Origin of the sequence: Methyloprofundus sp. (assembly GCF_965251085.1) — a bacterium.
Taxonomy (GTDB): domain Bacteria; phylum Pseudomonadota; class Gammaproteobacteria; order Methylococcales; family Methylomonadaceae; genus Methyloprofundus.
This window is the reverse complement of the sequence record NZ_OZ252594.1, coordinates 484,255-506,154: the sequence shown is the minus strand read 5'-3', so window position 1 is coordinate 506,154 and position 21,900 is coordinate 484,255. Positions and strand designations below refer to the sequence as shown.

General features: G+C 41.7%; 19 protein-coding genes and 1 pseudogene. 10 read left to right on the top strand and 10 right to left on the bottom strand.

Annotated elements, in window-relative coordinates; genetic code table 11:
* Positions 1–82: 82 nt before the first annotated feature.
* Positions 83–1,444: an IS1380 family transposase gene (locus ACQY3F_RS02465; protein WP_428352972.1), complete on the bottom strand. Its 1,362-nt coding sequence runs from the start codon at positions 1,442–1,444 to the stop codon at positions 83–85.
* Between the two features lie 79 nt (positions 1,445–1,523).
* Between ACQY3F_RS02465 and ACQY3F_RS02460 the strand changes: the two genes are divergently transcribed.
* The 7 genes and pseudogenes from ACQY3F_RS02460 (at position 1,524) to ACQY3F_RS02430 (ending at position 7,818) form a co-directional block, all read left to right on the top strand.
* The gene (locus ACQY3F_RS02460; protein ID WP_428353321.1) at positions 1,524–2,093 is read left to right on the top strand and encodes a hypothetical protein; all 570 of its coding nucleotides are present in this window, start codon (positions 1,524–1,526) and stop codon (positions 2,091–2,093) included.
* Between the two features lie 46 nt (positions 2,094–2,139).
* Positions 2,140–3,027: an acetylglutamate kinase gene (argB, locus tag ACQY3F_RS02455; RefSeq protein ID WP_428353320.1), complete on the top strand. Its 888-nt coding sequence runs from the start codon at positions 2,140–2,142 to the stop codon at positions 3,025–3,027.
* A gap of 479 nt (positions 3,028–3,506) precedes the next feature.
* A complete protein-coding gene (locus ACQY3F_RS02450) occupies positions 3,507–3,800 on the top strand; it encodes a hypothetical protein (RefSeq protein WP_428353319.1) in 294 nt (97 codons plus the stop codon).
* On the top strand, positions 3,781–4,512 hold the full coding sequence (locus ACQY3F_RS02445) for a hypothetical protein (protein WP_428353318.1): 732 nt from the start codon (positions 3,781–3,783) through the stop codon (positions 4,510–4,512). Before ACQY3F_RS02450 ends, ACQY3F_RS02445 begins: the two co-directional genes overlap by 20 nt.
* 464 nt (positions 4,513–4,976) lie before the next feature.
* Positions 4,977–6,173, top strand: a pseudogene (locus ACQY3F_RS02440) (ISAzo13 family transposase).
* 32 nt (positions 6,174–6,205) lie between these two features.
* Positions 6,206–6,730 carry an NADPH-dependent FMN reductase gene (locus tag ACQY3F_RS02435; RefSeq protein ID WP_428353317.1) on the top strand — a complete coding sequence of 175 codons (525 nt, stop codon included), beginning with the start codon at positions 6,206–6,208 and terminating at the stop codon, positions 6,728–6,730.
* 62 nt (positions 6,731–6,792) lie between these two features.
* Positions 6,793–7,818 carry a peptidoglycan DD-metalloendopeptidase family protein gene (locus tag ACQY3F_RS02430; RefSeq protein WP_428353316.1) on the top strand — a complete coding sequence of 342 codons (1,026 nt, stop codon included), beginning with the start codon at positions 6,793–6,795 and terminating at the stop codon, positions 7,816–7,818.
* Between the two features lie 481 nt (positions 7,819–8,299).
* On the opposite strand, the gene ACQY3F_RS02425 is transcribed toward ACQY3F_RS02430, so the two are convergent.
* From ACQY3F_RS02425 to glyQ, 5 genes are all read right to left on the bottom strand, one after another.
* A complete protein-coding gene (locus ACQY3F_RS02425; RefSeq protein ID WP_428353315.1) occupies positions 8,300–8,749 on the bottom strand; it encodes a hypothetical protein in 450 nt (149 codons plus the stop codon).
* Positions 8,750–8,927: 178 nt separating this feature from the next.
* Entirely contained in the window at positions 8,928–9,602 is a 675-nt protein-coding gene (locus tag ACQY3F_RS02420; RefSeq protein ID WP_428357584.1) for a lysophospholipid acyltransferase family protein, read from the bottom strand.
* 64 nt (positions 9,603–9,666) lie between these two features.
* Complete coding sequence (gmhB, locus tag ACQY3F_RS02415) at positions 9,667–10,212, bottom strand: D-glycero-beta-D-manno-heptose 1,7-bisphosphate 7-phosphatase (RefSeq protein WP_428353314.1); 546 nt, start codon at positions 10,210–10,212, stop codon at positions 9,667–9,669.
* Complete coding sequence (gene glyS / locus ACQY3F_RS02410; RefSeq protein WP_428353313.1) at positions 10,212–12,281, bottom strand: glycine--tRNA ligase subunit beta; 2,070 nt, start codon at positions 12,279–12,281, stop codon at positions 10,212–10,214. The genes gmhB and glyS overlap by 1 nt, the downstream gene beginning before the upstream one ends.
* The gene (gene glyQ / locus ACQY3F_RS02405; protein ID WP_428353312.1) at positions 12,278–13,198 is read right to left on the bottom strand and encodes a glycine--tRNA ligase subunit alpha; all 921 of its coding nucleotides are present in this window, start codon (positions 13,196–13,198) and stop codon (positions 12,278–12,280) included. The genes glyS and glyQ overlap by 4 nt, the downstream gene beginning before the upstream one ends.
* Positions 13,199–14,127: 929 nt before the next feature.
* On the opposite strand from glyQ, the gene ACQY3F_RS02400 reads away from it, so the two are divergent.
* On the top strand, positions 14,128–15,324 hold the full coding sequence (locus tag ACQY3F_RS02400) for an ISAzo13 family transposase (protein WP_428352931.1): 1,197 nt from the start codon (positions 14,128–14,130) through the stop codon (positions 15,322–15,324).
* Here ACQY3F_RS02400 and ACQY3F_RS02395 read toward each other — a convergent pair.
* The 3 genes from ACQY3F_RS02395 to ACQY3F_RS02385 form a co-directional block, all read right to left on the bottom strand.
* The gene (locus tag ACQY3F_RS02395) at positions 15,255–16,232 is read right to left on the bottom strand and encodes a sulfotransferase family protein (RefSeq protein ID WP_428353311.1); all 978 of its coding nucleotides are present in this window, start codon (positions 16,230–16,232) and stop codon (positions 15,255–15,257) included. The two genes, ACQY3F_RS02400 and ACQY3F_RS02395, sit on opposite strands and share 70 nt — an antisense overlap.
* A 28-nt stretch (positions 16,233–16,260) precedes the next feature.
* On the bottom strand, positions 16,261–16,401 hold the full coding sequence (locus ACQY3F_RS02390) for a hypothetical protein (RefSeq protein ID WP_428353310.1): 141 nt from the start codon (positions 16,399–16,401) through the stop codon (positions 16,261–16,263).
* A 190-nt stretch (positions 16,402–16,591) separates the two neighbouring features.
* Positions 16,592–16,717, bottom strand: coding sequence for a transposase DNA-binding-containing protein (locus tag ACQY3F_RS02385; RefSeq protein WP_428353309.1), 126 nt, complete (start codon positions 16,715–16,717; stop codon positions 16,592–16,594).
* A 323-nt stretch (positions 16,718–17,040) separates the two neighbouring features.
* Between ACQY3F_RS02385 and ACQY3F_RS02380 the strand changes: the two genes are divergently transcribed.
* Both ACQY3F_RS02380 and ACQY3F_RS02375 read left to right on the top strand, forming a co-directional pair.
* The gene (locus ACQY3F_RS02380; RefSeq protein ID WP_428353308.1) at positions 17,041–17,286 is read left to right on the top strand and encodes a ComEA family DNA-binding protein; all 246 of its coding nucleotides are present in this window, start codon (positions 17,041–17,043) and stop codon (positions 17,284–17,286) included.
* A gap of 306 nt (positions 17,287–17,592) precedes the next feature.
* Positions 17,593–18,813: a glycosyltransferase gene (locus tag ACQY3F_RS02375; RefSeq protein ID WP_428353307.1), complete on the top strand. Its 1,221-nt coding sequence runs from the start codon at positions 17,593–17,595 to the stop codon at positions 18,811–18,813.
* A 1,372-nt stretch (positions 18,814–20,185) separates the two neighbouring features.
* Here the strand turns inward: ACQY3F_RS02375 and ACQY3F_RS02370 are convergent.
* On the bottom strand, positions 20,186–21,880 hold the full coding sequence (locus ACQY3F_RS02370) for a putative transposase (protein ID WP_428353306.1): 1,695 nt from the start codon (positions 21,878–21,880) through the stop codon (positions 20,186–20,188).
* Positions 21,881–21,900: the final 20 nt, after the last annotated feature.

Sequence of the window (21,900 nt, the reverse complement as noted above, 5' to 3'; positions counted from 1 at the left end):
GATATCCCCCGAGCCCAAGGCAATAAACACCCTGCCAACGTGCCATGACCTTTTAATCAAAGTGACTTAACTTCGGTTAATGTTAAGCGAGTAACCCCACCTTAACCCAATCATCCCATTCCTGTGGATAGAGCGGATCTGCAGGTGTTCTGACTCTCAGCTGATTATTGCCTGTGAGTAATTTTCCAGCCACCCGAATCAGATAAGTACGAAGTGTATCCGGCTCCCATTGGCACAACGTTTTGTTGCCACTCAATTGAGCCATCCAGCGCACGGTATTGTAGGCAAGAACGGCGCAATGAAATAATGCGGCATTAGCCAGAAATTGATTCGTTCTGATTTTACCTAAACCCATTTGTGATTTTGCTTCTTCAATCCATGTTTCGCACGTCGCTCGTTCACCATACTTCTTATGTGTTTGCCAAGGCGATAGAGGTTCAGTTGTTACATAACAAAAATAGTCATATTCTGCCGTATCCCAAAGCTCGGACTGAGGTCCTGTCACTTGTTTAGGTTGCTTTATCCTGACCGCGACAAACTGACGAGAGCGAGACCAGCCACCACAACGATATTGAAACTCGCTCTGCTCCCAACCGGGTCGGCCTTGTATGGCTGTCCAGGCCTGTTTGGCCAGCAATGCGTTCAAATTCTTAAGTTTAACCTTTATTAGATACCCATGCCCTCTGGTATCGAGAAATTCAAGCAAATCACCGACAAAATAACCACTGTCACCGCGAAAAATAATGCGCATCCGATTGGGCAAGTGTGCAAGTAACTGTTTGGTAAATTCTACAACACCATTGCTTGTAAAGGCATTGCCTGTCCGGAACCAGGCTTGTAAAATTTCTTTTGTTTCCGCTAGAAAAGCGAGTTGTGGATGGTATGAACGGGCACCTTTCTTTTTGGGGTTGAAGCCTTTGGCACTTCCTTCTTGTCGACCACAAACGGTGTCCACAGTTGAATCGACATCGACCCACTGGACGGATTGTATGCCAGTTTTCGATTTTCCGGAACGAAGCAATCGCCGCCAGTGTTGACCACGCAAAGTATGCGTGAGCGTTTCAAACTGGCTTATCTGCCTATCACTTACTTCTTTAAAGATCCGTAAAATTGTGGTTTCAACAGGAATCTTTATCCAGCCAGCTACTTTGCGCAGTACGCTATCTGCCCATACGGTCGTCACCTTTGCCATTGATGTTGCTCCCCCCATCATGCCAACCAACGTCAATAGAACCACATCAGATAAGTGATGGTCTGCATTTTCACCCCGCCGATGTGGAACGCTTTGTTTTACGGTTTTTTCAAAACCTATCCTGTCTAAATATTTCACGACGGGAATCAGTCCCGCCTGGCTTGTCAATCCATGTGCTGTAGATGTCATTTTTACCGTTCGGGTACGGTTTCTTACGTGAGATGAGGATTTTGATACTTTAGAGGGCTTCATTAAAACAATGAGATAGTGAAATCAGGAAAATGATATTATATCATTGTTTAATAAGGAGTTTTGTGGATTATTATGTATAATGCTTGCAGGATTTAGGTATGATGTAAAGTGTAGCCGAAATTTACCTGCGCAAATCATACGCAATGGCGGCACCCCTACGATATGGAAAACAGGGCATTCGCTTATGAAAGCCAAACTTAAAGAAACAGGAGCCACCTTTGCAGGTGAAATGAGTGGCCATCTGTTTTTTAATGATCGCTGGTTCGGTTTCGATGACGGTTTATATTCAGCGGCACGGTTGATAGAAATACTCGCGGAAGAGTCGCGTAGCAGTGCCATGATTTTTGCCGAGTTTCCTGATAGCCCGTGTACGCCAGAGTTAAGCATCAACCTGGAAGAAGGTGAAAACTTTGCGATTATGCAACAATTGAAATCCAGTCCAGATCTGCCAACTGATGGCAGAATAACTAAGATTGATGGACTACGCATTGACTATGCCGATGGCTTTGGTTTAATTCGTTCTTCCAATACCACGCCGTCGCTAGTACTACGTTTTGAAGGTGATACACAAGAAGCTTTAACGCGTATTCAGGACCAGTTCCGGCAACTTATTCTGAAAATTAAACCAGAAATTTCCTTACCCTTTTAATTCACTGTGTACAGTAAAACAGCCCCATAAAAACCAGATAGCTTCTATGAAAGAAAAAATTGCCAAGGGCATAGCCCATGTCCTAATAGAGTCCTTACCTTATATACAGAAATTCAAAGGTAAAACCGTGGTCATTAAATATGGTGGAAATGCCATGATAGATGACAATCTTAAAGCCAGTTTTGCACAAGATATCGTATTAATGAAGCTTGTGGGGATTAACCCTATCGTTGTGCATGGCGGTGGCCCACAAATTGGGCGACTACTGGAGCGCTTAAATATTACCACTGAATTTATCAATGGCATGCGGGTCACCGATACAGAAACCATGGATGTCGTGGAAATGGTATTAGGTGGCCAGGTTAATAAAGACATTGTTAACCTGATTAATATGGCGGGCGGAAAAGCAGTAGGCCTAACCGGTAAAGACGCTAATTTTATCCGCGCGCGTAAAATCGATATGCAACAATTCAATAAACAAACAGAAGCGTCTGAGATTATTGATATAGGGCATGTGGGAGAGGTCAGTTCCATCGACTCCTCCATTGTGGAAATGCTCAGCCAAAGTGATTTTATACCCGTTATTGCACCTATCGGAGTCGGTGATGATGGTCGCTCATATAATATTAATGCCGACTTAGTTGCTGGCAAGGTTGCTGAAGTTCTCAATGCAGAAAAAATGATTTTACTGACCAATATTCCTGGCATTCTAGATAAGCAACAAAATTTACTCACTGGGCTAACGCTTGATGATATTGAAAATTTAATAGCCGATGGCACTATTTCGGGCGGGATGATACCCAAAACTCGCTGTGGAACAGATGCGTTAAAGGGCGGAGTAAAAGGAGTGCATATTATTGATGGCCGGGTTGAACATGCCGTATTACTAGAGCTGTTTACCGATATAGGCGTGGGAACCTTACTGATTAATTAAATGTTAAGCACAATGTGCTAAGCTTTGTAGTATATAAGTACTGATGCATAATTATATTAACATTTGTGTTAAGGTTTTGCGTAGGATGGGTAGAGCGTCTTTTTGTGACTCGCAAGAGCTCGAAGAGAAACCCATCATTTTACGGGGGATTGATGGGATTCGCTACGCGCTCTTGCGAGTCACTGCGCCGCTAAAAAACCGATGCTACGTTCGACCCATCTACAGAAATGTTAAATTAATTCACCACATGTACTTACTTCCCGCGGTCATGAATGCGGATTTCTCGCGGCTGATTTTTCTAGGTTTAAGGTAGAAAATTAATGAAAACACTGAAGCCAAGAACATTCTGTCTTATTCTATCCCTGGCAACATTGCTAGTAAGCCTCTCAGGCTGTGCCATAAAGCCCAAAAGTAAGCCGCAACATTATACCTGCATACCAACAAAATTATTTCGCTGCGAACCTGAAGAGCAATCGTGTATGAACATACCCATTATTCGCTCTTTAGGTGATGTGCAGATCGCAATTAATCTTGCACAACGCAAGGTAAAGTCGTATTCTGACAGTGAAATTCTCACTCATTCTGATATCGATTCAGTAGAAGAGGAAAACGACCTGATTTATTTACACGGTAAGGGTAAAGGGATAGATAATACTTACCGCTCCTGGAATGCTGTTATCGACCGAGGTAATGGCCATTTATACAGTTCATCCATCACCACGGGTGCCGGACATATCATATATGGTGACTGTTATGCAGACAAGCAAGAATAAACCTGGCCTATATATACACCAGTTTCGTTACCTAGTTCTTATAGCATTACTTGCAAATACCCATATCTGCATTGCCGGAAAAACCTTGGTGCATAGCATTGATTTTTCCAGCCACTCTGATGCAGACGCTTTGCCATGGCTGAAAAAAAAAGGTTATATATTCAAACTGGATGCCAATGATATTGAGGTTACTTTTAAAAATAAGCGGCTAAATTTTGCAACGACACAAGAAAAGGCTGGAATTTTTGGCTTGCAATTAGCGCCTGACAATTATTTACAAAACATCACCTCTATAGAAATAGAATGGGGAGTCGTCAGGCAACCGGTCGGTGCAAATTGGGAAAGCGGAAAGAACCGGGTGCCGATTGCTTTGATGTTTTTCTTTGGTACAGAAAAAATCAGTAGTGGCTTACCCTTTGGAATAAATTCAGCACCTTTTTTTCTCAGTCCGTTTATTGGCCTTAAAGAAACTCCAGGCAAAGCTTATATCGGAAAACTATATAAGAAAGGTGGGCGTTATATTTGTATGGCGACAACCGAAGGCTCAGAAGAAGTTATTAAGTCTACAATAATGATTGATCCCAAATACCTGGAACATTTTCATAAACATAAGATTCCGCCTCTTACAGCCATCGCGTTTCAGATGAATACCAAAGATACAAAGGGTGGAGCCCATGCTTTTATCCGCAAGCTTAAGTTCTTTGCAAATTAATATTGTTGGCAGTAACAGAAGTTGAAAATTCGATTTTTATTATGTCTAGAAAAAGGCTGTAACTGAGCCATTTTAGTCCACCTTCATATCGAAGACTAGATCTGGAACTAAAAAATTATTGAGCCAGCAAATTGGCAAAGCAATAAAAACAAACGTAACTACTCAGACAATCTGAGTAGTTACAGCAAAATAAACACTGTAGGATGGGCAAAGGAGGAACGACGTGCCCATCCTACAAAAAAACGCTTGTTCCATCAGGGTATTTTTTATCAAATACCTGCTTTTCTGGTGCCTGGCTGGAAATATACAATCTAATTTCGTAACTATCAGATACGATGAGTAGTTACAAATAAACAAACTAAGGGAGATGGAAAGAAATAATCATCCAAACGAAGTAAGCTTGTGTCTCAATAATTTATAATAATGAATTCTGAATTTATTCTCACACTAGGCAGATAAGCTTGTTGATATTAACAGATAGCATTATAGGTTGGATTATAAATACAGCCCATCGTTTAAAAGGCTCGGTACGTCGTATATTCATGGCTGAAACGGTGGAGCTACTAGGCTCAGGTGGTGCAAGTATTGCTGAAGAAAAACTAGGATGGAATAGAGGCACTATCCGAAAAGGACAATATGAACTTGAAACTCAGCCCATAGAAGATAATTTTTCAGCGAGAGGGCGTAATAAAAGTGAAGAGCATTTTCCTCATCTACTTGATGACATAAAAAAAATTGCTTAACCGGAGTGTCAAACGGATCCCTCTTTTAATTCCTGTCGATTATATACCCGGCTAACGGCTAAAGAAGTTAGAAAACGTTTACTGGAGATTGATTATTATGATGAAAAAACATTACCTTGCTCAAAAACTATCAATACAAAATTAAATGACCTGAGTTACCATCCAAAAAAGGTACAAAAAACAAAGCCTCATAAGAAAATCAAGGAAACGGATGCAATTTTTGAACAAGTTCATGCAGTCAATGGAATGGCAGATATCAACCCAAAAGAGATTCGTATATCAATTGATGCCAAAGCAAGAATGAATATAGGAAATTTTTCACGGGGAGGACGAAATCGGGTTTTAACAAAAGCAGAGGATCATGATTTAGATGTTAAGGAAAAGTTAACTCCTTTTGGTTTTTATCTGCCTGAACATGATGATTTTTTCCTTTTCTTTACAGCAGGCTATGCCAGCAGTGATTTCATCGTTGACCGATTGGAAGAAATTTGGCCAGAAATTCAAGAAAAATATGGAGTAGATATTCTGACAATTAACGCTGACAATGGTATGGAGAACAGTAGCTCCAGAACTCAGTTTATAAAAAGGCTTGTGGAGTTTGCTGAAAAAAGCAACATAAAGATAAAACTGGCCTACTACCCTCCTTATCATAGTAAATATAACCCAATTGAACGAGTATGGGGAGCCTATGAAAATCATATTAGTGGCGACATAATGGATACAGTTGAAACAACTTTAAAATTTGCCAAAAGTATGACCTACAATGGCAAAGCACCTATTGTTAAATTAACAGAAAAAATATATGAAACAGGAGTAAAGGTAGGTAAAAAAGCAATGAAGACGTATTATCAGTTTGTTGACCGAATGCCATCGTTGGAGAAATGGTTTTTGACCATTTCTCCTGGTTGTTCTGGATGATTATTTCTTTCCATCTCCCTAATGGAGAAAAAATGAAAGTGATAGCATTTGCTGCGAGCAATAGTAAAAAATCAATTAATAAGCAGTTAGTTACTTATGCAGCAAGCTTGTTGGAAGACGCACAAGTTGAAGTGCTAGATTTAAACGACTATGAATTGCCACTCTTTAGTGTCGATAAAGAAGAGGAGCTTGGCCAGCCTCAACTAGCGCAGGATTTCGTGGCTAAAATTACTGCCAGTGATGCGCTCATTATTTCATTTGCCGAGCATAATGGTTCTTATGCTGCAGCCTATAAAAACCTGTTTGATTGGGGCTCACGCGTTAATAACAAGATCTTTCAGGATAAGCCCGCTGTGTTTCTTGCGACTTCACCCGGTGCCGGAGGAGCAGCTAATGTTTTAGCTGCAGCGGTCAATTCTGCCCCGCATTTTAAGGCTGATCTGAAAGCCAGTTTATCAGTGCCGAGTTTTAAGCAAAATTTTGATAGTGAAAAGGGCTATTTAACAAATAAGGCTCTGAATGAACAATTAATTGCCGCGATAAGTCACTTACAGTAGTTATACTTCGCACGGTCACGACTGCGGATTTCTAGCGGCCTAGGATTATCTGGATTAGATATATGCAGACTCAATATAATTCTTATAGCACGGCAAACTCAGTAACAATGCTGCCTGCTTTACTCAAGTGCATAGGGTTTTTATCTTTATGTTTTTTGAGTATGCCGAGTGAAGCAAAAAAACTATATAAGTATCAGGATGAAAAAGGCGGCTGGCATTATACGGATAAAGCACCCCCAGCTAAGCAAAGCAAGGAGTTTAAGGTTGAAGTTCGGCAACTCAAGGTCGCCTCAAAACAGCGCGTACGATTAAATAAAATTGGCGAAAAACAACAACCAGAATTTACTATTAGAAATGATTATTTTGGCCCAATCCAGGTCGAAGTGGTTTTTTCTGAACATAAAAATGTACAAGCAGCTCCCTCCCTGCCTAGAAAATTTGTGGTCCCGCCTGGGGTTTCAAAGCCTTTGTTTTCACTAGGGGCAATAGATCAGTTTCAGGGTTGGCGATATGCTCTAAGTTATCGATATTCTCTAGGGGAACCTACAGCACGGCATAATTCTCAGGCTATCTATTATCCCCCGTTTGCCAGTTATAGAAAGTTTCAAATCAGCCAGTCTTTTAACGGCAAGTTTTCGCATACCGATAAGCAAAATAAATACGCAGTTGATTTGTCTATGCCAGAGGGTTCAGAGGTGCATGCAGCTAGAGCGGGTGTGGTCATGAGCCTGGAAAATGATTTTTTTAAAGGCGGAATAGACAAACAGGCTTATAAAGCACGCGCTAATAGCGTAAGAATTTTACATGATGATGGATCTATGGCGGTGTATGCTCATTTACAGGTAGATAGGGCGCAAGTATATGCTGGAATGCGGGTAGAGGCGGGGCAGCTAATTGCTTATTCAGGAAATACCGGGTTTAGTTCCGGACCGCATTTGCATTTTTCAGTACAAGTAAATCAGGGCATGAATTTGGTATCCGTGCCCTTCGGATTTAGCAATAGTCAAGGCAAAGTGTCGCAGCCTAAAGCCGGACAATGGTTGTCAGGTTTTGTTACCCTAGAAAAATCAGTTGCTCACGGCTTCTAGTGCAAGATATTGAATTAATGTAACACTTTCGTAATTACTCAGACAAGCTGAGTAATTACAGTAAAATAAACACTGTAGGATGGGCAAAGGGCTTCATCCGTGCCCATCCTACAAAACTAATCAAGAAAACCAATTAAATATCCACGTTATAAGAACGTGGTTTTATTACACCCTAGAAGGGTGTTTTTAGCATCGGTGGTGTTAAAAAAACGGGTGGAGTGCAATAGGTAGGATGCTGCTGAGGAACGAAGTGCATCTATCGCGAATGATGCACTTCGTTCCTCAGCACCTACGAACCAACCCACGCCCACAGGACGTGGTTATTATTTCTAATATAACACTTGCAAAAAATCTTAGCTTCACCTGTAGGTTAAGCGGACATTTTTTGCAAGTGCGGTGGAATCAAGAGCTTGTGCAAGAAAACGTGAGCAACTGATTTATCTAGGTTTACAAGAGCCAAAAATCTAACCCTGTCTACAAGCTATTGTTGTGTTAATTCTTCAGTTTCTTCTTCACCTTCGGTTTCTTCTTCACCTTCACCTTCATCTAGCTCAAGATTGGTCACTGTGGAAACACACTCTAAATAACTTTTAGAATAGTTTCTATGTGCGTCTGACAAAGCTTGAGACGAGCCAAAACTTTCGCGTAATTCGGCTAAAACTTCTTCTGGCTTTTCAGAAGTTTTAACAGAGATCATCTTTGTATAGCCTTTATAGGCGGCTTTACGCTTAAACTCGAAAGGGGCCAGTCCTGGCATTTTTTTTGAGGATAAATCAACAATACAATCCGTTACTGTTTCTGGATCCAGGTGGTAGGACTTAATGTCGACATCGTTGCTTATTTGCTGTAGTACTGCTGCTTTATATTCCTGCTGTTCTGAACAGGCAACTAGTAAAAGAGTAGAAAGGCTAAGGATAAATATTTTTTTCATATGTTTTGATTTAAGAGTGATTGTTTAGGTAACGCGTAATAAATAATCTACCCATATTGCGCAGGATTTTTGTTTGTCTTCAAAGCCTGCCCCGTACTTGATACGGGGGCGTAGAGCTAGCTACGAAACTATTTCTACAACGCAGAAGAGGGGGCAAAAAACCAGCAAGGTGGGTGGGTTATTTGTTGCGAGCTGCCTTAGTCGCTTCAATTTCAAGCATGGCATTATTAATCCAGGCTTCCGCTTCGGCATTAATATCTTTGCCTTTTCGTCCATCGACATTGATGGCCGGGCCGATTTTCACCTGAATAGTCCCAGGGTATTTTATAAAACTATTGCGCGGCCAGAGTTCGCCAGCATTATGCGCAACCGGAATAACCGGATTGCCTGTTCGTTGTGCAAGTAGACTTCCGCTACGGCTAAATTTTCGCTGCTCTCCAGGGGCGGTTCGTGTGCCTTCTGGGTACATAACGATCCAGTAGCCCTCCTGCAAACGTTTTGCTCCTTGCTGTAATAATTGCTTAAGTGCCTCTTTAGGCGTAGAGCGGTCTATGGCAATCGGCTTGAATGTGGCCATTGCCCAGCCCCAGAAGGGTATCCACAGTAAGGACCTTTTTAACAGGATGCATGAAGGGGGCAGTACCGTCATTATAAAAATAGTTTCCCATGCCGATTGGTGTTTGCATAGCACAATAGCGATTTGAGTCTGCTCTATATTTTCTAGACCAGTAATATGATAGTTTATTCCGCAGATGTTTTTTGCAAGAAAAAGTACGCCACTAGCCCAGAATCTTGACAGTTTGAAGCGTAAAGTAATAGATAGTAATCCTATACTAAGTACCACAAAAGCCATAATGACGGTAAATGTAAGCACCGAAGCAAAGAGTAGCGCCGAGCGACAATAAAGAAGCAAACGGTTATTTTGATAGGATATAGTCTGTTGCGTCATACAAATTCTCGAAAATGGGGACGTTCAGGTCCGGGTTAGCGGCTAGTGTCTTTTCGCCATTACCTGTTTTTACTAGTATCGGCTTTGCTCCGGCCGCAAAACCAGCTTCGATATCGCGTAGTGAGTCACCGATAAAGTAAATATCATCCAGTGCTACTTCAGCATCATTGCTAAACTGCAGTAACATGCCTGGTAAAGGTTTGCGGCATTCGCAACCGGCATCGGGCAAATGCGGGCAATAATAAATATGGCTGATTTTGCCCCCTGCCGCTTCGGTTAGCCTAGTCATTTTAAGATGCATTTCGGTTAATGTGGCATCGCTATATAAGCCACGACCGACCCCTGATTGATTAGTAATAACCACTGTTTGATAACCATGCTGAGTTAATAAAGCAATGGCTTCCAGGCTTTTGTCTATCGGTAGCCATTCGTCAGGTGACTTTATAAAGTCACCTGAGTCTTGGTTGATCACCCCATCACGATCCAGTAAGACGTATTTATTAGCCTTTGCCATTAGCTTTGCAGTTTTGAGATATCAGCTATCTGTAAAAATAAGGTGGATAGCTTGGTTAGCAAGGCCAAACGATTAGCACGTAGATCCAGGTCGTCACACATCACCATCACATCATCAAAAAAGCGATCAACATCTTCACGTAAACCCGCCAGGCAATTTAACGCAGCCTGATAATCTGCTGCGGCCAATAACGGAGCAACTTCTTTTTCTGCTTGCTCAGCGGAGGCTAATAGCGTAATTTCAGCCGGTTCAATTAACGTTCCAATCGTTGCCGCCGCCTGACCTGCTGATTTTTTCAGGATATTGGCAATACGTTTATTTGCTGCGGCAAGACTTTCGGCTTCTGCCAGGCTTCTAAAGTTCTGCACGGCTTGCAATCTACGCTGAAAATCATAAGGCTCTGCTGGCAGAACCGAGAAAACGGCAGCAAACTCATCTGCAGTATAACCCCGCTCCAGGCTATAGCCTTTTAAGCGCTCATAAACAAAAGCAATCAGTGAATCACGTGTCTTTTCTAAATCAAACTCATGCTTGAATTCTTGTAAAGAAAAATCAATACAGGTAATTAAATTGATTTCCAGCTTATTTTCAATAATCGTTCTGAGTGTGCCTAATGCTGCACGTCTTAATGCATAAGGGTCTTTATCACCGCTAGGGATTAGACCCGCACTAAAAATACCTGTTAAGGTATCAATTTTTTCAGCAATCGCCAGTATTTGTCCTGTCGCACTTGCTGCCGTCGCACTACCTGATTGCTTAGGGTAATATTGCTCTTCAATCGCTTGCGCAACTTCTGGATTTTCGCCATCTGCTAAGGCGTAATAACGTCCCATTAGCCCTTGCAAACTGCCAAACTCTTCAACCATATTAGTGACAAGGTCAGTTTTTGCCAGTTTTGCCGCACGTATGACGAGACTGCTATCTTGCTGCAGACTATCGGCAATAAACTCAGCCAACTTTTCTACCCGTCTTGATTTATCAGCCAGACTACCTAGTTTTTTCTGAAAGATAATCGTGCTTAATTGCTCAGTACGTTCCTCCAGCCGTAGCTTGCGATCCTGATTCCAGAAGAACTCGGCATCGGCCAGGCGTGGCATCACAACACGTTCATTACCTTGCTGAATAGAAATAGGATTTTTGCTCTCAATATTACTAAAAGTAATAAAGTGAGCTAATAATTCACCCTCGCTATTTTTAACCGGAAAATATTTCTGGTTAATTTGCATGGTCGTAATCAGCACCTCAGCAGGCAATGCCAGGTAGCGGGTGTCGAAATTTCCGGTAATGGGTACTGGAAACTCATTCAATGCAGCAATTTCTTCTAATAAGTCCTCTTCAATATGGGCAATACCGCCAACAGCAGTTGCAGCCTTATTAGCAGCATCACGAATGATTTGCATGCGCTGGCCAAAGTCAGCAATGACTTTACCCTGCTCTAGCAGGAGAGTTGCATAACTCTCAGGTGTATCAATAGTGATCGCTTCAGGCGCATGAAAGCGATGACCCCGAGTAGTATTGCCAGTGCTTAGACTTAAAATCTCAGTTTCAATGACTTTATTGCCATACATTAATACCGCCCAATGCACCGGACGAACAAATTCTGTGCTAGAAGCACCCCAGCGCATACGCTTGGCAATCGGTAGCTGAGTTATACTCTTGGCAATAATCTGAGGAATTAAAGCAACACTAGATCGACCTTTTACTGCTTGGGTAAAACTCAGCCATTCGCCTTTATCAGTTTTTAAAGTGCTGAGTTGCTCTACCGTAGTACCGCAGCTTTTGGCAAAGCCCTGACAGGCTTTACTCGGCTCACCTTCTGCATTAAAAGCTGCTTGTACGGCAGGGCCTCGCTTTGCAATGCTTTTATCAGCTTGCGCATCCACTAGATCTTTAATTAAAACAGCAAGACGACGGGGTGTTGCATAAGCCTTACACTCGCCAAAACTTAAATCAGCTTGCTTAAGCCCTTGCTGGATATTCTCTAGCAACGCGTTACTTAATTTACGTAATGAAGCAGGCGGTAATTCTTCGCAACCTAATTCAAACAGTAAGTGCTGTGTTTCACTCATACTGTTGCTCCTGTCTCTTTGACCAGCGGAAACCCGAGTGCCTCGCGGCGAGCATAATAAGTCTTTGCGACCGCCTTAGACATATTCCTCACTCTTAAAATATAGCGCTGACGTTCGGTAACAGAAATAGCGTGACGGGCATCGAGTAAATTAAAGGTATGCGATGCTTTTAAGACCATTTCGTAAGCAGGTAATGGTAGATCGCGCTCAATTAATAGAGCGGACTCCGCTTCATAGGTATCAAAGCAAGAAAATAGGAAATCAACCTTGGCATGGTCAAAGTTATACTCTGACATTTCCACTTCATTTTGATGAAACACATCCCCGTAAGTAACGACTCCCTGAGGGCCCTTAGACCAGACCAGGTCATACACGCTTTTTACGCCTTGTATATACATGGCGATACGCTCAAGGCCATAAGTCAATTCGCCGGTTACCGGACGACATTCAAGTCCACCGACCTGTTGAAAGTAGGTAAACTGTGAAACTTCCATACCGTTAAGCCAGACTTCCCAGCCTAAGCCCCAGGCACCCAGAGTTGGTGACTCCCAGTTATCTTCTACAAAGCGTACATCATGTTCCAATAAATCCAGGCCTAGATGACGCAAAGAACCTAGATACAGTTCTTGTATATCATCAGGTGATGGCTTCAGCACGACCTGAAATTGATAATAATGCTGTAAGCGATTAGGGTTCTCACCGTAGCGACCATCGGTGGGCCGGCGTGATGGTTGCACATAAGCCGCATTCCAGGGCTCGGGGCCTATCGCACGTAAGAACGTCGCGGGGTGAAATGTCCCAGCACCAACTTCTAAATCAAGAGGTTGCAGTAAAATACAACCTTGTTCAGACCAATAATTTTGTAAGGCAAGGATAAGCCCTTGAAAAGTAGATAAATCGTTATTTGTACTAGACACTATATCGAGGTTCTTTAAACACTAAAAAATCTTCCAATTATAACTTAAAAAATACTTGCTAGCTTGGCTAAGTAATGATTTTCAAGATCAACAGGCTTAAATCTACCTGATTACCCATAACCCTCAGCTATACTTCGTCATTCCTGCATGCTTTAAGCAGGAATCTAGTCAGATAAGCATAGATTCCCGATACAAGACTTCGGGAATGACGAGGTTTTTAACATACTGATGTTTCAAGCTTTATTCTACTATGGCTGAGAGTTGTACGTAATCAGGTAAATCTATTAACCTAGAAAAATCAGGCAGGCTCTTTGCAGCTAAGTTTTTAAGCGCATAGTTATTTCTCCCGCTGAAAGACGGGTGAGCTTGAAAGCTTAGCGACTGGAAGTCGGGATACAGGACGAATAGCCCTGCACACCCTTTCTGTTTTAAAATTATCAGCATGTAGCCTGTATGAAGCTTGCGTAATACAGGAGCAGCAGCGCACCCACTTTCCCGTATTACGCATGCTCCATACGGACTACACAAAGTTTCGGGTATAATTATGTTGACCCCTAAGTATCAGACCACCTGAACTCTAGGATAATAAATTGATGCCAATGCTTGATATGTAGATTGGCGCTGAGCTTGCACTTTAGTATCATCTAATTATCTTGTGAAAACGGTAAGCTTTTGATTTATTTATGTCGAGTTCAGGAGCTCTGAGCATAACGTTTGACATAAATCTGCTCGCCTCCTGAAGGGCGAAGGCTTTAACCTTGCAAATGGAAAATATAAATAACCATGATAGTATTTCGAAACCTATACACCTCCAAGTATAATAATAAGGGAGATGGAAAGAAATAATCATCCAAACGAAGTAAGCTTGTGTCTCAATAATTTATAATAATGAATTCTGAATTTATTCTCACACTAGGCAGATAAGCTTGTTGATATTAACAGATAGCATTATAGGTTGGATTATAAATACAGCCCATCGTTTAAAAGGCTCGGTACGTCGTATATTCATGGCTGAAACGGTGGAGCTACTAGGCTCAGGTGGTGCAAGTATTGCTGAAGAAAAACTAGGATGGAATAGAGGCACTATCCGAAAAGGACAATATGAACTTGAAACTCAGCCCATAGAAGATAATTTTTCAGCGAGAGGGCGTAATAAAAGTGAAGAGCATTTTCCTCATCTACTTGATGACATAAAAAAAATTGCTGAACCGGAGTGTCAAACGGATCCCTCTTTTAATTCCTGTCGATTATATACCCGGCTAACGGCTAAAGAAGTTAGAAAACGTTTACTGGAGATTGATTATTACGATGAAAAAACATTACCTTGCTCAAAAACTATCAATACAAAATTAAATGACCTGAGTTACCATCCAAAAAAGGTACAAAAAACAAAGCCTCATAAGAAAATCAAGGAAACGGATGCAATTTTTGAACAAGTTCATTCAGTCAATGGAATGGCAGATATCAACCCAAAAGAGATTCGTATATCAATTGATGCCAAAGCAAGAATGAATATAGGAAATTTTTCACGGGGAGGACGAAATCGGGTTTTAACAAAAGCAGAGGATCATGATTTAGATGTTAAGGAAAAGTTAACTCCTTTTGGTTTTTATCTGCCTGAACATGATGATTTTTTCCTTTTCTTTACAGCAGGCTATGCCAGCAGTGATTTCATCGTTGACCGATTGGAAGAAATTTGGCCAGAAATTCAAGAAAAATATGGAGTAGATATTCTGACAATTAACGCTGACAATGGTATGGAGAACAGTAGCTCCAGAACTCAGTTTATAAAAAGGCTTGTGGAGTTTGCTGAAAAAAGCAACATAAAGATAAAACTGGCCTACTACCCTCCTTATCATAGTAAATATAACCCAATTGAACGAGTATGGGGAGCCTATGAAAATCATATTAGTGGCGACATAATGGATACAGTTGAAACAACTTTAAAATTTGCCAAAAGTATGACCTACAATGGCAAAGCACCTATTGTTAAATTAACAGAAAAAATATATGAAACAGGAGTAAAGGTAGGTAAAAAAGCAATGAAGACGTATTATCAGTTTGTTGACCGAATGCCATCGTTGGAGAAATGGTTTTTGACCATTTCTCCTGGTTGTTCTGGATGATTATTTCTTTCCATCTCCCTAAGCTCCTTTTTTTGACAAAAAAGTTTATCTAGCAGAGCAAGTGGAGATTTAAGGCGGTCAAATTCATCTGACCAGAGGGTCAGTTTATTTTGTAACTCAATATCATCAAGTTTTAGTTTATCAGTAGCAACATCAAGCAAGGCAGTATATATTTCTTGAACAATAGGGGGGGCTGAGTCAGCTATCAATAAATCATTTGGGTAATAAATTGTATGTCTTAAGTTTTCGCTAATAAACTTATTTGTGTAGATTCGTAATGCATCGGGCTTAACTTTTAGGTCCAGAAATTCTGCAATCCGGGTTATTTCATGCTCAGGAGAATTCATAAGGGTATCGAAATCAACCAATACTCTTTTGCTGCCATTACTTCCTATTAGACTGGGGATAACATGCCCTAGCCAGAGAAGGTAGCTTTGCTCTTCTGGGAAATCATCTCGCTTAGCTAAAGACTTAACAACACTGAGCGGGTGTCGTATCACCATAACATAACTAACATCGAACTTTAAATGATCAAAAACATCTTTCCAGAAAGGTAATAATTTAGTAGTACGTGGATCTTTGAATCCAAAAATCGGGGTGTCATTAGTCTTCTTCCTGAGTAATTCCACAGCGCGCAGAAAGAACCCCTGTTGGTGCAATATCTTTACCTCAATGGGGCTAATTTCAGCAAGATTAGACCAGTCTCTACCAAACTGAGCCAACATTTCGGTATTAAACAAATAAATTTCCTTATCCTCCCAGTAACCCTTTTCATTAACACCTTTTACTGGGGGTAAAAGCCCTTTCCCTAGTTGCACGTTAAGGACCTTTAAGCCTCGCGTAACAACGCTGGTACCACTACGGTGCATTCCTAATACAACGACAAGTCTTTTCTTTTTCTTTGTCATGATTTATTTCTCAAAATAATTCATACTTTTATTTTATTATTGGGTTTGCTCGGTCTTCAACTTTGGTTTTTCCTCGAGACCAGATCCATGCATCGCTGACACCTAACGGGATTCGGATCCGGTGCATTGCAAAGCGCTGGATGTAGGTACATCCTACGTTAAGCATCATACTACAACCGACCCAAATCTTCAGTTTCTTGGCCGCTAAAATTTAACACTGTTGTATGTTGTAAGCATAAAATAACAGCTTCTTCACTATTAATAATTCGTTGTTCAACTTGTTCTGTATGTGCTGTTAATAGCGTCTCCAATGTCACACTCTCATTACTATAAAATCGATAAATCGCTTGTGTTTCAGCCTAGCTCTCGCAGGCTTGAGCGATACTCGCTTTTGGTGGTTTCGCAAATATTTCAAGTAATTTAATCGCTCTGTTTTTGATGCGTTCATCACCTAAATCTCGGAATTCCTTTTCTGCCCAACTCATAACTATATACTTCGCGCGGTCACGGATGCGGTTGTATAGTGAGCTGAGTTTTGTCTATATCAAGACGCTGAAACTGCCGCATAGCTAGCTACATAACGGTTTCAGCAACGTAGCTATCGGCAAAACTCAGCCACTAGAAATTCGCATCCGTGACCGCACGAAGTATAACTACCCAAATAATTCTATTATATAGCCTTAGTTTAGAATTGTGTAAGGAGATAGACTAAGCCAGAGATATACCTGACATTAACAAATAAAGTTATTTGGAAAATGATATAACTGCACTATACTTAAAAACTCCATTAGTCAAAAGGAATAGTAAAATGAGAAAATTAATCATACTGTTAATGCTCTTATCATTTAATGTGTTCGCGGAGCCGGTAAATATCAATAAAGCAAACGCGAAAGAAATTGCTGCTTCATTAGATGGTGTCGGAGAAAAAAAAGCACAAGAGATTGTTAAATATCGAAAGGATAAAGGATCGTTTAAAAGCATAAATGACCTCGAAAATGTCAAAGGCATCGGTGAGAAAACAATAGCAAAAAACAAGAAAAATATAAAACTATAAGCCTCTTAAATTAGTTTAGGAGCGAGGATTTAATAATATCCGAAAGTATGACGCAGGATTTTGGCATCACAGGCGTGCTAGAAAAACAGGCGCATAGCAGGCTACGCAACTGTTTTTCTATTGCTACTGTGGAGTCAAAAGAAACGTCATTCCTGCGTAGGCAGGAACAAGTCAGACTCGGGTATTATTGAATTCTCGCTTCTTATCGTTTAAACCATTTGGAAATGATGGATCAAAATTCACCCTAAGCTACTACGCGCGTAGCTGATTATTTAGATAAACACCCTGCAATCTTTTCACGCATCTATGCAAAAAAACCAACCCATTGTTTGGCTCACCTCTAGTTACCCACGATTTAAACAAGATAGTGCTTCGATTTTCTTACACTATCTAGCTGAAAAAATTAATATTAATACAAGTTCTGACATCCACATTCTAGCGCCGGACGACGAGGAAGTAGATAAATCAAATCAATGGTCAAACGTTTATTTACATCATTTTAATTACTTTATTCCGCGCCGCTTACAAAAACTAGCCTACGGGTCTGGAATATTACCTAACTTAAAAGCCAATCCCCTGCTGTTTATTGAAGTCCCTTTTTTCTTAATTAGTCAGTTTTATTCCTGTTATATATTGGTAAGAAAATTAAAGCCTTGCCTAATTCACGCTCACTGGGTTTTCCCGCAAGGTACGGTTGCCAGCCTAGTTGGTAAATTAACCCATACACCGGTAATAATTACTACCCATGGTGGCGATGCATTTTCTTTGCAAGGGTCGTTATTAGCAAAAATCAAACATTGGAGTTTAAATAATTGCGCTGCATGGACCAGTAATACCAGAGCGACTGCGAATGCCTTTTTCGGAGATATTTCTCAGCCCAATATTATTCCTATGGGAATTGACTGGCATAAATTTAACTCAGGAACCCCGCAGGTTCTTCGTTCTGAACTAGCAAAAAACACTCTGATTTTATTATTTATTGGTCGTTTAGTAGAGAAAAAAGGAGTGAATGACCTGCTAACAGCTTACTCCATGCTAACGAATGAACAACGTAATCAAACACAGTTATGGATTATCGGTAACGGAACAGAAAGAAAGCCACTAGAAAACTTATCCAGATCATTGAATATAGACAATAAAATTACTTTTTTGGGCAAGCTACCCAATGATCAGTTACCCGATTATTACGCAGCTGCGGATATTTTCATTGCCCCTTCGATCTCTGACTCAACAGGTGATACTGAGGGGCAGGGCGTTACTCTAGTGGAGGCTATGGCAAGTGCAACAGCTATTATTAGTACTGATACCGGCGGGATTAGCGAAGTTATTGAACACAATCAAACTGGCATATTGGTTCCCCCCCAGAATCCAGCTAAACTAAAATCAGCCATAGCAGAGCTTATAACGAACAAAAAACTTAGAGGGGATCTTGCTAGCAAAGGCAACCAATCTGCTGAAAATTATGCCTGGTCGCTGGTTGCTCAAAAATTTCAAACACTTTATGAGCAAATTAGCACGAAAAGATGATTAGGCACTTGGAAATAAATAAGCGCCCAATATTTAGGCAGGATTTTTGTTTGTCATTAGTGCTGTAGCAGTAGGCGGTCGGGGTAGAAATACGGCGCGCGCAGGCTTAGGCCAATAGTTTATCCATGGTATCCTCTGTTTCCAGATTAGTAGCAAATAGCCATTGACCATACATCACGTTTCCGCAAGCCCCCCTACGATCCCGGACGGTCGGTTTTCCCGAATCCGGTTCTGACCTTGATTAATACCTTCAGTCGCCTTCCCAAAGAGCATGAAGCTTAAGTGTTGACTCACATACACCCCTCTGCTCCTTAATTTACTTCCAAGGTTACCTCTAATATGTTCCTCGACCTTACATTGTCCGAGTACTCAAGAGGCTATCAAGCGCCCAGAGTCCCTTTGCATGTTCAAGGCGTTACCTTTCACACCGAGGCATCCAGCACCCCGTCAGCAGGAGTTACCCTGCCTTCATCGCTCATACGAACTCATGCGACAATCCTAAATCCTCCTTATGCCTACGGAATTAACCTTGAACATAAGGTCTTTGCAGGTTGCTGTCAACCCCTGCTGGAAGTAGGATCTTCCCGACGTTATCTCTACAAACCTTTCTCTGCGTGCAAGGACCCCTACCCCGGCTGCTCTCATGGTGCATTTACCCGTTTCTTCCCACAAGACAACGGCCTTCCCAGCGCTATGAACTGGTCGGCGCTTGGCAATAACCCACACTGCAACTTCTGTGTGGCGTAGTTTTCGAGGCTGCAGTCATTCTCTAATGTTCCAGCCCGCAGATTTGCTCGCCCCCCAAATTGCTCCTACCGCAGAATTTCTCAACTCCAGGCAGTCAGGGCTTTTACTTCCCCGCATATTTCAGTCTGTTACCTCGCTGAACAGGGGATATACTAACCGTCCGTTATCGGGCAACTGACGGTGAAAGGACTTTCACCCTCCAAGATTTGCAGCCTTGTCGGCCGCTCCCATAGCTGGCTACGTAATTATTGCTTTAAGTACAACCCGCCACAGCAACTTACTTACAATATTAGTACTTTAACCTAGAAAAATCGTGACCGTTCAGATCCCCCCTAGAAAATATCAAAATACCTCGTCATTCCTGCATGCTGTTAGCAGGAATCTATATCAACAAACAGATTCCCGATTAAACACTTCGGGAATGACGATATTTTTATGAGGGTCTGTGAACAGTTACGAAAAATCAGTTGCTCACGGTTTCTAGCACAAGCTCTTGATTCCACTGCACTTCAAAAAAATGCCCGCTTAACCTATGGGTGAAGCAAAGATTTTTTGAAAGTATTATATTAATTCAATATCTTCAGAACACCTGACCCCAACCTCAGAGCACCTGATCTCGGGGAATTTACTTTGAACCCAGTTTAAAGATCATCCTTAAATTAGTTCGCGGAAATCTGGTTTCTGTGCTATTAAGTTCATCACATAATTTATGTATCGCCACGTCATAACTCCGATTGGCCAAATGGTGTAGTCGTACCGTTAATGTACCTTGATCATGATCTGGAATCAGGTCTGCCTCGCTACTATAAATTGCCCGTAACAGACTGCGTACTTCATCAGGGCGTGAGAGCGTTTCGCGTAACAAATTGGCCATTGCCGTTTCAGCACGATAAGCAATCATTTTGATGGTATCGATGAAATGTTTACTTTTGGTGCTGAGTTGCTGAAATTGCTCCTCTTCGGGTAAATCTTTCACTTTAAGGTAATGTGGCGCTTGTTTTCGCTTTTCTTTGAGTGTCTTGATTTTCACCTGAAAGGCTTCAATGTCTTCCTGGCAGGCGGTCTTTTTTTGCAAGAAGGGCTCGACTTTGTCTGGCTCAATAGGCGTATCCAGCGTTAATGTCGCAAACCTGGCAAGCAGACGATTTAGTTTTCCCTGGCTGGATCTTATTTGGCTATCCAGTCGACGATATTCTGGATTAACCACCTTGACGGTATCGGAAACTGGTTCAATACAATAGTCAACAAGCTTATCTAATCCAAAGTGTTCACGGCAATACTTGAAGAAATTCTCCTGAGACCATCGGGCAAACATGGCAACAGCTAGCGGGATCATTTCTGAGCGATAGTCGGTTCCAATAATGCTGGTCTGGTGTCCCTTTTGAGAGAGTTTGCGTATTTCCCGTACCCAGAGACCATTACTTAAGCAGTGGCCTCGTTCTGCGAGCTTGAGTTGTGCTTGCTCTCCAGAAGATAAAGTGACCTGATAGGGTAAAAATTCTTCTTCCGGCCAGTTTTCTCCCGGGTATTTATGATAGGTTAAACAGGCAACACGCTGTGCTTTCATGCGTTTAAAAAAAGGCGGGCTGTAAGACTCTCTGTCACACACCAGTGTAAATCGATGCAATAGCGGATCGGACTCCAGCTCTTGGGCATTAACAAAAGTGGGAAGCCTTTTTTCGAGTTGCGGAAGGATGTCATTTTCAATGACCTTGATCATGCCCGGATCGACTGCTTTGTTAATGACCATAAAGGGTTGACCATCCATTGCATTAACCCAGTAATCCGTGGTTGCCCGCAAACAGAGTTTTTGTCGGGCTACGTGATGACGTGGAAGTTTGGTTTGATGTCCATTATAAACCCGGACATGACCATCAATATAAAGGATACTGGCTTGTTCAGGAGCACTCTGCATCCATTCTTTGCACAGTGCTTCACTCCATTGCAGAGGACCTTCATCTTGTGTGAGTTGTTTGATTTTACTCCGCAGGGTGCGGACTTCTGGAATACGGTCCAGTCCAATCAGTTTACCCCATTCTCCTGGCGCACTATAGCGCAAGGACTCAATGGACTTTACCCGGACAAGTGCGATAAAGGCCAGTATGATTAGCAGACTGTCTAATCCATAATAGCCTTTGCTGAGTTTAAAAAAGTTTTCACTGTATTTTAATAGCCCAGTGACTAATAAAGCGGGCAGTGCAAACAAAACACCGCCTTTGGGAACATCTTGCAGGGCTTGAAAATCAGGGGCAGCCGGTTCCTCTAATTGCCCAATACTGGCAGCCAGACGAGCATCGATATTCTGAGCCCCCATCCCCATGGGTGCCGCATTATCTTGCC